Source organism: Amycolatopsis endophytica (assembly GCF_013410405.1).
Lineage (GTDB): Bacteria > Actinomycetota > Actinomycetes > Mycobacteriales > Pseudonocardiaceae > Amycolatopsis_E > Amycolatopsis_E endophytica.
The window spans coordinates 178,819-190,803 of the sequence record NZ_JACCFK010000001.1; the positions used below are offsets into that span (position 1 = coordinate 178,819).

At 71.3% G+C, this 11,985-nt stretch carries 13 protein-coding genes; 4 read left to right on the forward strand and 9 right to left on the reverse strand.

What is annotated here, in order from left to right; translation table 11 throughout:
• Positions 1-100: 100 nt before the first annotated feature.
• On the reverse strand, positions 101-1,321 hold the full coding sequence (locus HNR02_RS00845; protein WP_179771319.1) for a M50 family metallopeptidase: 1,221 nt from the start codon (positions 1,319-1,321) through the stop codon (positions 101-103).
• A gap of 3 nt (positions 1,322-1,324) precedes the next feature.
• Positions 1,325-2,530: a 1-deoxy-D-xylulose-5-phosphate reductoisomerase gene (gene dxr / locus HNR02_RS00850; protein ID WP_246338472.1), complete on the reverse strand. Its 1,206-nt coding sequence runs from the start codon at positions 2,528-2,530 to the stop codon at positions 1,325-1,327.
• 100 nt (positions 2,531-2,630) lie between these two features.
• Here dxr and HNR02_RS00855 point away from each other — a divergent pair, with 100 nt between their 5' ends.
• Positions 2,631-2,906, forward strand: a complete 276-nt coding sequence (locus HNR02_RS00855) for a DUF2631 domain-containing protein (protein WP_179771321.1) — start codon at positions 2,631-2,633, stop codon at positions 2,904-2,906.
• A gap of 51 nt (positions 2,907-2,957) precedes the next feature.
• On the opposite strand, the gene HNR02_RS00860 is transcribed toward HNR02_RS00855, so the two are convergent.
• The 6 genes from HNR02_RS00860 to rlmN all read right to left on the reverse strand — a co-directional run bounded on the left by HNR02_RS00860 (position 2,958) and on the right by rlmN (position 8,076).
• On the reverse strand, positions 2,958-3,581 hold the full coding sequence (locus HNR02_RS00860) for an ABC transporter permease (protein WP_179771322.1): 624 nt from the start codon (positions 3,579-3,581) through the stop codon (positions 2,958-2,960).
• A 1-nt stretch (position 3,582) separates the two neighbouring features.
• The gene (locus HNR02_RS00865; RefSeq protein ID WP_179771323.1) at positions 3,583-4,362 is read right to left on the reverse strand and encodes an ABC transporter permease; all 780 of its coding nucleotides are present in this window, start codon (positions 4,360-4,362) and stop codon (positions 3,583-3,585) included.
• The gene (locus HNR02_RS00870) at positions 4,359-5,060 is read right to left on the reverse strand and encodes an ABC transporter ATP-binding protein (RefSeq protein WP_179771324.1); all 702 of its coding nucleotides are present in this window, start codon (positions 5,058-5,060) and stop codon (positions 4,359-4,361) included. Before HNR02_RS00870 ends, HNR02_RS00865 begins: the two co-directional genes overlap by 4 nt.
• Positions 5,061-5,112: 52 nt before the next feature.
• Positions 5,113-5,766: a response regulator gene (locus HNR02_RS00875; RefSeq protein WP_179771325.1), complete on the reverse strand. Its 654-nt coding sequence runs from the start codon at positions 5,764-5,766 to the stop codon at positions 5,113-5,115.
• A complete protein-coding gene (locus tag HNR02_RS00880) occupies positions 5,763-6,830 on the reverse strand; it encodes a sensor histidine kinase (protein ID WP_179771326.1) in 1,068 nt (355 codons plus the stop codon). Before HNR02_RS00880 ends, HNR02_RS00875 begins: the two co-directional genes overlap by 4 nt.
• 139 nt (positions 6,831-6,969) lie before the next feature.
• Positions 6,970-8,076, reverse strand: coding sequence for a dual-specificity RNA methyltransferase RlmN (gene rlmN / locus HNR02_RS00885; protein ID WP_179771327.1), 1,107 nt, complete (start codon positions 8,074-8,076; stop codon positions 6,970-6,972).
• A gap of 222 nt (positions 8,077-8,298) precedes the next feature.
• Between rlmN and HNR02_RS00890 the strand changes: the two genes are divergently transcribed.
• Together HNR02_RS00890 and HNR02_RS00895 are read left to right on the forward strand one after the other, a co-directional pair.
• Positions 8,299-9,528, forward strand: coding sequence for a DUF6801 domain-containing protein (locus tag HNR02_RS00890; protein ID WP_179771328.1), 1,230 nt, complete (start codon positions 8,299-8,301; stop codon positions 9,526-9,528).
• 70 nt (positions 9,529-9,598) lie between these two features.
• Positions 9,599-10,216 carry a PadR family transcriptional regulator gene (locus HNR02_RS00895; protein ID WP_179771329.1) on the forward strand — a complete coding sequence of 206 codons (618 nt, stop codon included), beginning with the start codon at positions 9,599-9,601 and terminating at the stop codon, positions 10,214-10,216.
• Here the strand turns inward: HNR02_RS00895 and HNR02_RS00900 are convergent.
• Positions 10,165-11,001: a class I SAM-dependent methyltransferase gene (locus tag HNR02_RS00900; protein ID WP_179771330.1), complete on the reverse strand. Its 837-nt coding sequence runs from the start codon at positions 10,999-11,001 to the stop codon at positions 10,165-10,167. The two genes, HNR02_RS00895 and HNR02_RS00900, sit on opposite strands and share 52 nt — an antisense overlap.
• An 83-nt stretch (positions 11,002-11,084) precedes the next feature.
• Here HNR02_RS00900 and HNR02_RS00905 point away from each other — a divergent pair, with 83 nt between their 5' ends.
• Positions 11,085-11,927 (forward strand): VOC family protein, encoded by an 843-nt coding sequence (locus tag HNR02_RS00905; protein ID WP_179771331.1) that lies wholly within the window; start codon positions 11,085-11,087, stop codon positions 11,925-11,927.
• The last annotated feature ends 58 nt before the right edge of the window (positions 11,928-11,985 follow it).

Consider the following 11,985-nt stretch of genomic DNA (forward strand, 5'->3'; position numbering starts at 1 on the left):
TGCTGACAGGTCCAGCTTACTCACAGGCCGGGCCGCGCACGGCGGCGACCGGCCGGAGTGAGTCACCCCGGCCGGGACCGTGACCTGCGAAAACGCTGCGCTACTGCAGCCTGATCGGGTTGACGATGTCCGCCGTGACGGTGAGCAGCGTTACGGCGCCGCCGATCAGCACCAGCACCACGGTGACCGCGGACAGCTTCGAGTAGTCGACCGGGCCGCCCGCGCCCTTGCCACGCAGCTTGCGCACCCAGTCACGCACCCGCTCGTACCAGACGACCGCGATGTGCCCGCCGTCCAGCGGCAGCAGCGGCAGCAGGTTGAACACGCCGACGAAGAAGTTCAGGCTCGCCAGCAGCAGCAGGAACAGCGACCACAGCCCCTGCTCGACGGCCTCGCCGCCGATGCGGCTCGCGCCGACGACGCTGACCGGCGTGTTCGGGTCGCGCTCGCCGCCGAAGATCGACGACACCACGGCCGGGATGCGCTCGGGGAACTCCATCAGACGCTGCCAGGTCTGCACGAACATGTCGCCGGTGAAGCCGGCCGCGCCGCCGAGCGCGGTGGCCGCGTTGTAGGGGATCATGTTGGCGAACGTGAGGCCGAGCGAACCGACCGAGACGATCTTGTCCGGCCCGTTCGGGTCGGCCGGGTCCTGGACCGGGCGCTCGACCTGGACGACGTCCACGGTGAGCGGCACGACCTGCCCGTCGCGCTCGACCTCGACCGCGACCGGCCCGGACAGCGGCTGGACCAGGGTCGTGACGTCGGCGTAGGTCTCGGTGTGCTGACCGTTGATCGAGACGATCTCGTCGCCCGGCTGGATCCCGGCGCTCTTCGCCGGGGCCGGGTCGCCGGGACGGCACACCGGGTTCGCGAACTCCTCGTCGGTCTGCGCGTCACGCACGCAGTCGTAGACCGTCGAGATCGCCGGTTCGGCGGTGAGGTTGGGCAGGCCCATCGTCGCGGCCATCAGGTAGAGCACGACGAAGCCGAGGATGAAGTGCGTGACCGACCCGGCGGCCATCACTACGGTGCGCTTCCAGGTCTTGAACCGCCACATCGCGCGTGGCGCCTCGTCCGGCGTCACCTCGTCGAGCGCCGTCATGCCCGCGATGTCGCAGAACCCGCCCAGCGGGATCCACTTCAAGCCGTACTCGGTCTCGCCTCGGCGGAAGGAGAACACCTTCGGGCCGAAGCCGACGAAGTAGCGGCGCACCTTCATGCCGAACGCCTTGGCCGTCACCATGTGACCCGCCTCGTGCAGCGCGACGGACACGCAGATGCCCAGCGCGAACAGCACGACTCCGAAAACGTAGGCCACCCGCTACTTCCCTCCGGTCACGATCTCGGCGGCCCGGGCTCGCGCCCACCGCTCGGCCGCCAGTACCTCCGCGACGTCGCTCGGCTCGCGACGCCACTCGTCGGCGGCCTCCACCACCTGGGTAACAGTGTCCACAATCGCCGTGAAGCGGGCGTTCTGCGTCAGGAAAGCCTCGACGCAGACCTCGTTCGCGGCGTTGTAGACCGCGGGCAGGCAGCCGCCCGCGGTGCCGACCTGCCTGGCCAGTTCGACCGCCGGGAACGCCTCGTTGTCCAGTGGCTCGAAGGTCCACGAGCTCGCCTGGTCCCACCGGCACGCGGCCGCGGCACCGGGGACGCGGTCCGGCCAGTTGAGGGCCAGCGCGATCGGCAGGCGCATGTCCGGCGGGCTGGCCTGGGCGAGCGTCGAGCCGTCGGTGAACGTGATCATCGAGTGCACGATCGACTGCGGGTGGACGACCACGTCGATGCGGTCGCAGCCGACGCCGAACAGCAGGCTCGCCTCGATCAGCTCCAGGCCCTTGTTGACCAGGGTGGCCGAGTTGATCGTGATGAGGCGGCCCATCGCCCAGGTCGGGTGTGCCAGCGCGTCGTCGACCGTGACATCGGCCAGGTCGGCGCGCCGTCTGCCGCGGAACGGGCCGCCGGAGGCGGTGAGCACGAACCGGTCGACCTCGTCGGCGCGGCCGCCGCGCAGCGCCTGCGCCATCGCGGAGTGCTCGGAGTCGACCGGGACGATCTGGCCGGGCTTGGCCTGCTTGAGCACCAGCGGCCCGCCGGCGATCAGCGACTCCTTGTTCGCCAGCGCGAGGGTCGCCCCGGTTTCGAGGGCCCTGAGCGTCGGTTCGAGGCCCTGCGAGCCGGGCAGCCCGTTGAGGACGACGTCGACGGCGACCGCACCGATCAGTTCGACCACGGCGTCGCGGCCCGCGAAGATGCGGGGCAGCTTGAACTCACCCCGTGAGTAACCACGCTTCTGCGCCTCCGCGTACAGCGCGAGCTGCAGGTCCTCCACCACCGTGGGTTTCGTCACGGCGACGGCGTCGACCTGGTGGGCCAGCGCCTGCGCGGCGAGCAGCGCGGGGTCGGATCCGCCCGCGGCGAGGCCCGCGATGCGGAAAAGGTGCTGGTTGCGGGCGGCGACGTCCAGTGCCTGGGTGCCGATCGAGCCGGTCGAACCGAGCACGAGGACGGTGCGGGGTGCGTTCATCGGGGACATTGTCGCGAACACGTCCGAGCGGGTCATCGGCGCGGGGCGGGTCGGGATGTGGAATCATCCGGTCGGACGTTTGTGCAGGGCCTTTTGAGGAGTGATCGTGGCGAGCAAGGCGGTCGAGAAGCGGCAGGACGCCGCCGTGACGAAGGTGGATCCGCGCGACGAGCCGTCCGCCGCATGGGGCTGGCACGGCGGGTTCCCCAAGGGCGGGCGCATCGCCGGGTGGGTCACGGTCGTCGTGCTGCTGGCGATGATCTACAACAACCACGAGAACAACACCGAGAACGTGTGGCTGGTCGCCATCGCGGCCGGTATCGCGATCGGGCTGCTCTGGGACGTCAAGAAGAAGCGCACCTCCTGGCGCCGCTGAGGCTTCCGCTTGTGACGGCGCCCCGGCCGGTCCGGGGCGCCTTTTTCGTGCTCAGGCGTCCCTTCTCGCGAAGACGGACCCGGTGACGGCGAACGCGGCCGCGAGCCAGGCGGCCAGCACCAGGCCCCCGGTCACGGCGGACAGCGGTCCGGGCCGGTAGAGCACGGCCCCGGCGCGGTCGGGCAGGTACGCGGCGGCGCGCAGGACCTCCCCCAGCAACGGGGACGCCACGAACACGAGCGTCACCACCGTCGCGAGCGCCCCGACGAGGCTTCGCGCGACCATCGCGACGGCGAGGGCGAAAAGCCCGATCAGGACCAGGTAGGCGGCGGCGCCGAGCACCGGAACCCCGGGCGACAGGGCTGCGGCGAGGACCGCTGACGGCGTGGCGACGGCGAGCCAGGCCAGCACCTTCCCGGCCAGCAGCACCAGCCGGTCCGGAACGGCGGTCAGGCTCGTACGGATCTGGCTCCCGGCGTACTCGGTGGCCGCGGTCAGGACCCCGAGCACGAGGAAACCCACCTGGCCGAACTCGACCGCGCGACGGTCCACCGCGAGTGCCAGCACCGGCATGACGACGACGGTGACCACGACCGTGACCGGCACGATCCGCAGCGTGGCCAGCTTGATCAGCTCGGCGACGACGACACGGCGGAATGCGTTGCTTCGCGCCACCTCAGGCGTCCCGCCTCGTGAAGACCACCGCGCCGGCCACGAGCGCGAGCACCGTCCACACGGCGAGCACGAGACCGCCCGCGCCGGGTGACAGCGGCTCCGGCAGCGTGGTGTTCCGCGCGAACAACTGCGTCCCGGCCGCGTCGGGGAGGAACTTCGCCGGCGGGAACACCCTGGCCAGCAGGAACGACACCGACACCGCGGTGGTGTTGACCAGGAGCACGACCAGCGGTACGACGCCGCCGCGGGTGAAGGTGGCGATGGCGAGCGCGATCACCGACACGCAGGCGCAGTAGACGACGACACCGCCCAGGCGCCAGCCGATCCCGTCGAGCGCCTGCGCGGCGGTCACCCCGTAGGGACCGAGCAGCTGCTGCCCCACCACGGTCCCCACGACGACCGCCACGGCGGTGAGCACGGCCGTCACCAGTGCCACCACGACCGCCTTCGCCACGAAGAGACGGCCTCGGCGTGGCGCGCTGGTCAGGGTGACCAGGATCTGTCTGCCACCACCGGCGTCCACCGCTGCGGCGGTGTACTCGCTGCTGACGGCGACGACACCGAGCAGCACACCGGCGGCCGCACCGAGGGCGCTGGTCTCGAACCCCAGCTCGGTCAGGTCGCGGTTGCCGAGCGCACCGCCCTCGGCGAGCCGTGACCGGATCGCGTGCGCGTTGAGCGCGGTGATCGCCGGTGTGACGATCAGGCACAGGCCCGCCGCGACCTGTGCTGCCCGCAACGACAGCACCTTGCGGAACTCGGCGTTGAGGTATCCGGTCATCGTCCCTCCCCGGTGAGCGCGAAGAAGGCGTCCTCCAGCGAGGCGTGCCCGGCGGTGACCTCCGTGACCGTTCCACTGTGGACGATCGCGCCGCGGTTGATCACGACGAGCCGGTCGGCGGTGCTCGCCAGCTCGCTCATCAGGTGGCTCGACAACAGCACCGTTCGCCCCTGTTCCGCGTAGGACCGCAGGAACTCGCGCAGCCAGCGGATCCCGTGCGGGTCGAGGCCGTTGACCGGCTCGTCCAGCACGAGCACGTCCGGTTCGCCGAGCAGCGCGGTGGCGAGCCCGAGCCGCTGGTGCATGCCCAGGGAGAACGCGCCGACCCGCGTGCGGGCCGCGTCGCCGAGCCCGACGACGTCCAGCACCTCCGCGATCCGCCTGCGCGGGATGCCGTTGCTCGCCGCGACCCACGACAGGTGCCCGCGCGCGGTACGGGACCGGTGCGCGCCGCTGCCCTCCAGCAGCGAACCCACGGTCCGCAACGGGTTGCGCAGCGACCGGTACGGCTTGCCGCCGACGAGCGCGGTCCCGGAATCGGCCGCGTCGAGGCCCAGCAGGATGCGCAGGGTGGACGACTTGCCCGCGCCGTTCGGCCCGAGGAACCCGGTGACCTGCCCGGCCTTCGCGGTGAAGCTGACCTCGCGCAGGACGGTCTGCACACCGTGCCGCTTGACCAGACCCGAAATTTCGATCATGGCCCCAGCCTGGGGCGGACCGCGCCGGGTGGCATCGGCCAAAGGTTGACACCTACCGGCGCAGCGAGTCGATGAAGCCGGTTTCGTAGGCGAGGACGACGAGCTGGGTGCGGTCGCGGACGCCCAGCTTGTCGAAGAGGCGGCTCAGGTAGGTCTTCACGGTGGCCCGGCTGAGGAACAGCGCCGCGGCGATCTCCTCGTTCGACATGCCCTCGGCGATCGCCGCCACCACGTCCCGTTCGCGGTCGGTCAGCGTGGCGAAGCGGGCGCGCTCCGGACGGTCGAGGCGCCGGGCGAACTCCGCGATCACGCGTCCGGTCACCTCCGGCGCCAGCATCGCGTGCCCGTCGTGCACGGTCCGGATCGCGCGGAGGATCTCTGCCGGGCCCGCGTTCTTCAGCAGGAAACCGGAAGCCCCGGCGCGCAGGGCCTCGTAGACGTACTCGTCGAGGTCGAACGTGGTCAGGACCAGCACCCGCGAAGACGGAGCGACCTCGCGCGTGGCGACCAGGCCGTCCAGCACCGGCATGCGGATGTCCATCAGCACCACGTCCGGGCGCAGCCGGGCGACGGCCTCGACCGCGGCGGCGCCGTCACCCGCCTCACCGACGAGCACCAGACCTTCGTCCGAGGCGATCAGCTCGCACAGCGAACCACGCAGGAGGTCGTCGTCCTCGGCGACGAGGACCCGGATCCGCCCGCTCATCCCGGCCCCGGCAGGACGGCACGCAGCGCGAAACCGCCGCCGTCACGCGGACAGGCGGTCAGCTCACCGCCGAGCGACTCCACCCGTTCCCGCACCCCGATCAGCCCGAACCCTCCCCCGTCGTGCGTGCCACCCATGGTCCCACCGTCGTCGGTCACCTCGACGACGACTTCCCGGTCCCGCACCGCGACGGTCACCTCGCACCGGCACCCCGGGGCGTGCCTGGCCGCGTTGGTCAGTCCCTCCTGGACGATCCGGTACACCGCCAAACCCGTGCTCGCGGGCAGGCCGTCCGCGTTCCGCACGGCTAGGGTCACCTCGATACCGGCGTCGCGTACCCGTCCGGCCAGGGCTTCGAGGTCGCCGATCCCCGGCTGGGGCGCGCGGTCGGCTGGCCGCTCGCGGACCGCACCGAGCACCGCGCGCAGATCGGTCAGCGCGTCCTTGGCGGTTCGCTCGATGCGGGAGAGCCGGTCGCGCAGCTTCGGCGCGTCATCCGCGGCGACGTGGACCGCGACCCCGGCGGTGACGGCGATCGTGCCCAGCGAGTGCGATACGACATCGTGCACTTCACGCGCCACCCGCAGCCGCTCTTCGAGCACCGCGCGCTGGGCGGCCTCCGTCCGCTCCCGCCGGATCGCCATCCCGAGCCGGACCGTGCCTGCCAGCACCAGCAGGCTCACCATGACGTAACGCAGGACGTCCTCCCACGCCGTCGATCCCGCCACCAGCAGAACGGCCACGGCCGCCGCGAGTGCGACCGAAACGACCCGGGAGAAGCGAAGGCGGTGCGCCCGGATCACCAGCGGGTACAGCGTCCACGCCGCCGCCACGAACGGATCCGCGGTGAGCCCGAGCAGCGCCCCGGCGAGGGTCACCACCGCGACGACACCGAACGCCACGGCCGGCCACCGCGAGCGGAGCAGCACCCCGGCGACCAGTGCCGGGACGAGCACCGCGGCGACGCCAGGCGAGTGGGCGAGCGGCAGCCAGAACACGGCCACGCACAGCACAGCCACACCCGCGTCGGTGAGAACCTGCCGCGGACCAATCGAGGTCGGCATGCACCGACCTTATGGGTACCGCCCGGTCAGCGGCTTTCCCGACGAAAACGCCCACCGTCCGAGGGCGATTCCCTTACGGCTGCCGCCCTGCTGACCGCAACCCCGCGCGGGGGCGGTGGCCGAGGGACCGCCGCCCTCGTCAGCCCTCGGCGGCGAGCTGTCCGCAGGCGGCGGCGATTTCCTGCCCTCGCGTGTCCCGCACCGTGCAGGCCACGCCGCCTTCGTTGACGCGCCGCACGAACTCGCGTTCCACCGGCTTCGGGGAGGCGTCCCACTTCGAGCCGGGCGTCGGGTTCAGCGGGATCACGTTGACGTGCACCAGCTGGTTCAGGTGCTTGCGCAGCCGCTTGGCCAGCAGGTCCGCCCGCCACGGCTGGTCGTTCACGTCCCGGATCAGCGCGTACTCGATCGACACCCGGCGGCCCGTCGAGTCGGCGTAGTAGCGCGCCGCCTCCAGCACCTCGTCGACCGACCAGCGGTTGTTGACCGGGACCAGCGTGTCGCGCAGCTCGTCGTCCGGGGTGTGCAGCGACACCGCCAGCCTGACCTGCATCTTCTCCTCCGCCAGCCGCCGGATCGCCGGGGCGAGGCCGACCGTCGACACCGTCACCGAACGCTGCGAAATGCCCAGCCCGTCGGGCGCCGGGTCGGTGATGCGGCGCACCGCCGCCAGCACGCGCTTGTAGTTCGCCAGCGGCTCACCCATGCCCATGAACACGATGTTCGACAGGCGCCCGGGGCCACCGGGCATCAGACCGTCGCGCATCACCGCGGCCGCCGACCGGACCTGGTCGACGATCTCCGCGGTGGACAGGTTGCGGGTCAGGCCCGCCTGGCCGGTCGCGCAGAACGGGCACGCCATCCCGCAGCCGGCCTGGCTGGAGATGCACAGCGTCGCCCGGTCCGGGTAGCGCATCAGGACGCTCTCCAGCAGCGTGCCGTCGTGCGCGCGCCACAGCGTCTTGCGCGTGGTGCCGTCGTCGCACGCCAGCGCCCGCACTTCGGTCAGCAGCGGCGGCATCAGCTCCGACACCAGCCGCTCACGCGAGGCGGCCGGGATGTCGGTCATCGCCTGCGGATCGGCGGTCAGGCGGGCGAAGTAGTGGTTCGACAGCTGCTTGGCGCGGAACGGCTTCTCGCCGAGGTCACTGACGGCCGCCGCGCGTTCGGCGGCGGTCAGATCAGCGAGGTGGCGGGGCGGCATCCCCCGCCGGGGAGCCTCGAAGAGCAGCGGCAATGTCGACACAACCACACATTCTCCCATGTCCTCGCGTCGCGGCGCGCCCGGGCACCGGCGACGTGACGCGCAACTCCTCTCCGCGATGCGCAATGCCCGCCGGAAACCCCGGAAGTGCGACACAAATTCTCCGCCGTCAATTGCCCGGTTTTCCACTCGCTGCGATTCTGGGCGCGGTCGGCCGACCCACCGGAAATCAATTCCCCACCCGTCCGGAATCGGAGGTAACACATGTCCCAGACCCGCCTGCGCCGCCGGGTCGCCGCGATCCTCACCGGCGTGACAACACTGCTCGCACTGACCCTCACCGGCACCGCAACCGCCTTGCCCGCACGGGATGTTCCCGATATCGGCGTGGACACGGGCCGGTTCAGCCTGCCGATCAACTGCGCCATCACCCTGCCCGACTTCGGCGGCGTGAAAGTGCTCGATCTGGGCACCACGGTCGACGTCCAGGGAGCCGTCGCCGCGCAACTGGGACCGGGTCAGGAATTCTGGCTCACCCAGGGATCGGGCAGCATCACCTTTCCCGAAGCGCTGACCGCGCTCGCCGGAGTGGCCGGCATCGACAAAGCGGACGCGACCATTTCCGCGTTGAACATCGGCGCGGCGAACGCCACCCCGGCGCGGATCAACGTGGCCGATCCGCCCGCGGAGATCAAGGACATTCCGATCCAGGCCGGGCAGCCGCTCAAGGTCGGCCTGCCGCTGGAAGGCACGTTCGACGTCGGCCCGTTCACCGCGCCCGATTCGGGCACGGTCACGCTGCAGTTCGTCGACGCCGTAGCGCACGTCGCCCTCAAGTCGGCGGTCGGGTTCACGCTCAACGTCGAGGCGAACTGCACCCCGACCGCGGGCAACGCGCTGCTGACGATCGCCGTCGGCGGACCGGCGGGCCAGCCGCCGTCGAAGATCACCGGCGCGCCGATGAACTACTCCGTCCCGCCCGCGGAGTCGCTGATCGGCATCATCAACGCGCCCTACCACTGCACCCTCGGCGGGCAACCGCTCGACGTGGGCATCGCGGTCGGCGGCACCATCCCGCTGGCGGTCAAGGCGGGCGGATCCCTGTCGTTCACCGATGCTTCGGGCGCGCTCACGATCCCGCCCGCGACGGTCAACGCCCTGCTCGACGCCGGCGTGCACACCGTGTCCGGACGGGTGACCACGCAGAACCTGGTGGTCGAGGGCGGGACACCCGCCGTGCAGAACGTGGCGGCCGACGGCATCGACATCCCGGAGACCACGCTGGTGCGCGACCAGAAGGTCGTGCTGTCACTGCCGGCGAACGGCACCCTCACCGCGGGCCCGTTCAAGCCGGTCGCGGGCGCGGACAGCGTGCGGATCTCACTCGGCGACGCGGCGGCCGACTTCCGGATCAACGGCAGCACGCAGACGATCCGCGCCACCTGCGCCACCCCGTCCCCGCAGGTCATCCTCGTCGACAACCCGGTGACCTGACCCACATTTGCCTTCCGACTGTTTCCGATATATCGTGAACATGTCGGAACAGTACGGAAGGAGAACCGACATGAGAAAGCACCCATTCCCCCCGCACCACGAGCGCCCGGCCTTCGGCCCGTTCGCCCGCGGTGGATTCGGCGAGTTCCCCCCGGGCTGGGGCCCGGGCGGCCCGCGTGGCGACTTCCGGGGGCGCGGCCCCCGAGGCCCGCACCGCGGACGGCGAGGACGCCGGGGCGACGTGCGCGCCGCGATCCTCGCCCTGCTGGCCGAACAGCCCCGGCACGGTTACGAGATCATCAGCGAGATCGCCGAACGCAGCGGCGGCTTCTGGCGGCCGAGCCCCGGCTCGGTCTACCCGACGCTGCAGCTGATGGCCGACGAAGGCCTGGTGGTGGCCCGCGAGGACGGCGGCAAGCGCCTGTTCGAGCTGACCGACGCCGGCCGTGAGGCGGCCGAGAAGCAGGACTCGACGCCGCCGTGGGAGCACATCGCCCACGACGTCGACCCGGTCGAGGTCGACCTGCGCAAGGCGGGCGCGACGCTGGCCGCCGCGGCGGTCCAGGTGTCCCAGGCCGGGTCACCCGGGCAGAAGCGGCGCGCCGTCGAAATCCTCAACGAAGCCCGCCGCTCGCTCTACGCCGTACTCGGCGAGATCGACACGGACGACGAGGACGACGAGGAGTGACCGGGCAGCACGAGGCCGGAGGGCTTGTCGCGGACCAGAACCCGATAGCCCACCGGCACCGTGAAGCCCGCCGCACCGGGGTGCCGGCCGTGCGATCCGTTGTCCCGTAGGACATCGGCGATCGCGCGGTCGGCCACCTCGGGGCTGAACTCGATGCGCAGGACCGCCGCGAGGCTTTCCGAGTCGGCGAACCACCACCGCGTCATCACGCGGCGACAGCGGAAACCCTGCCGTTCGAAGAAAGCGTCGACCGCCGCCGCGTCGTAGTCGGGCAGATCGGCCCGCATCCACCGGCCGTACGGCTCACTGGACACGTCCAGATCGACGACCACCAGCGCTCCACCGGGCCGCAGCACGCGATCCGCCTCGCGCAGACCGGGTTCGCACCCGGGACCGAAGAAGTACGCGGTACGCGCGTGCACCACGTCGGCGCTCGCGTCCGGCACCGGAATCGACTGCGCGGAGCCGCGCAGCACCCGCACCGACGGCAGCTCCCCGACGCGGCGTTCGGCCCGGCGCGCCAACGGTTCGTGCGGTTCCACACCCGTCACGGACTTCGCGGTCGCGGCGAAGCGCGACAGGTGAAAACCGTCCCCGCAGCCGACGTCCAGCACGTCCTTGCCCGCCCAGTCACACTCGCGGGCGAGCACCCGCCACACGTCGTCACCGACGTCCTGCGCGCGGTTCTCCAGCTCGTAGGTATCGGTGTGGTACCAGATGTTCGGGCTGGGCAGCACATCCGCCCGTGCCGCGGGCCGCTGCCCGCGCCGGGCGATTTTCCACACACGGCAAGGATAACCGAGAGGGCGCCGGGAAAGCGCTCAGTTTCCGGCTTAGACTGCTGCCTTCCCCACCGATCGGAGGCGGAATGTCCGTCGGATCCTCGCTCCCGTCCGCGCTTCCCTCCGGAGTGCCGTGCTGGGTCGAACTGGCCACCGTCGACGAGACCGCGTCACACCGGTTCTACGAAGGGCTCTTCGGCTGGCAGTACCTGCTCAGCCGCGACCCCGCGACCCGCACCGGGCGTTACCTGATCGGCACCCTGGAGGGGGTACCGATCGGCGGCCTGTACCAGGCGGCGCCCGGTCAGGCGAGCGCGTGGATGGTCAACATTTCGGTGCACAACGCGCAGGCGGCGGCGAACTGGGTGCAGCGGCTGGGCGGCTCGGTCACGCTCGAACCGACCGTGCTGCCCCAGCGCGGCTGCATCATGCACGGCATCGAACCGTCCGGCGCGCCGTTCGTGCTGTGGCAGCCGCCGCCGGACTGGGCGTTCGCGGCCGGGTTCCCCAACACCTTCGCCGGCGCCGACCTGAACACGCGCGACGGCGAGGCCGCGGACGGCTTCTTCTGCCGGCTCTTCCAGTACACGAGCCTGCAGGTGGGCGACAACCGCGGCGTCGACTACGCCGAATGGCGGCTGAACCAGGAACCGGTGCTCTACCGGTACGTGATGGGGCCGGAGTATCCGCCGCAGGCGCCGCCGCACTGGATGGTGTACTTCAGCGTCGACCCGGCCCGCGGCACGGACGCGACGGCCGGGCATGCGCTGATGCTCGGCGGTACCGTGCTCGTCGAGCCGTACGACACACCGCGCGGCCGGATCGCGATCCTCGCCGACCCGGCCGGCGCGGTCTTCTCGGTGATCGACCACTCGCGCGTCAGCGAAGGCTGGGGCCGCGCCGAAGTCGACGACCCCTACGACGACTGAGAGAACATTCCAGTGGTGTGGCCCGCGTAGCGGTGCGAGTGGCGGAACCCGAGGCGGT

Coding starts and splice junctions, on each gene's coding strand:
- HNR02_RS00890 (WP_179771328.1), top strand. CDS start 8,299: ATGTCCCAGACCCGCCTGCGCCGCCGGGTCGCCGCGATCCTCACCGGC.
- HNR02_RS00870 (WP_179771324.1), bottom strand. CDS start 5,060: ATGATCGAAATTTCGGGTCTGGTCAAGCGGCACGGTGTGCAGACCGTC.
- HNR02_RS00865 (WP_179771323.1), bottom strand. CDS start 4,362: ATGACCGGATACCTCAACGCCGAGTTCCGCAAGGTGCTGTCGTTGCGG.
- HNR02_RS00895 (WP_179771329.1), top strand. CDS start 9,599: ATGAGAAAGCACCCATTCCCCCCGCACCACGAGCGCCCGGCCTTCGGC.
- HNR02_RS00880 (WP_179771326.1), bottom strand. CDS start 6,830: ATGCCGACCTCGATTGGTCCGCGGCAGGTTCTCACCGACGCGGGTGTG.
- HNR02_RS00875 (WP_179771325.1), bottom strand. CDS start 5,766: ATGAGCGGGCGGATCCGGGTCCTCGTCGCCGAGGACGACGACCTCCTG.
- HNR02_RS00905 (WP_179771331.1), top strand. CDS start 11,085: ATGTCCGTCGGATCCTCGCTCCCGTCCGCGCTTCCCTCCGGAGTGCCG.
- dxr (WP_246338472.1), bottom strand. CDS start 2,530: ATGAACGCACCCCGCACCGTCCTCGTGCTCGGTTCGACCGGCTCGATC.